Source organism: Candidatus Hydrogenedentota bacterium (genome assembly GCA_016791475.1).
Taxonomy (GTDB): Bacteria; Hydrogenedentota; Hydrogenedentia; order Hydrogenedentales; family JAEUWI01; genus JAEUWI01.
Genome location: JAEUWI010000398.1, coordinates 259 through 550, shown reverse-complemented (window position 1 = coordinate 550; position 292 = coordinate 259). Strand labels below are relative to the sequence as shown.

At 57.9% G+C, this 292-nt stretch carries 1 protein-coding gene; it reads left to right on the top strand.

Annotated features, from left to right (window positions below; all coding sequences use genetic code 11):
- Nucleotides 1–75: 75 nt before the first annotated feature.
- The coding region (locus JNK74_29895) for a serine protease (protein ID MBL7650383.1) at nt 76–292 on the top strand (217 nt) is incomplete at its 3' end.

The window sequence follows — 292 nt, the reverse complement described above, 5'->3', positions numbered from 1 at the left end:
ACTTCCGGACTGACAAAGCGTTCACATATCACGACCGGTACGAACTTTGATCGACCGAAAGCCAACAGATAGACCATGAAACAAGCATTCGGATACTTCGCCATGGGCCTCGCTGGAGCGGTGCTCGCACTGGGAGGCCACGAACTGCTCCGCACGGAGAACACAACGGTAAGCACACCACCACCCGCTCCGGTGAAATACGTGAGCCTACCGGGTCCGAACGGTGTGGCTACCACAGCGCTCGATTTCACCTACGCCGCGGAGAACACCGTGAATGCCGTGGTGCACGTGA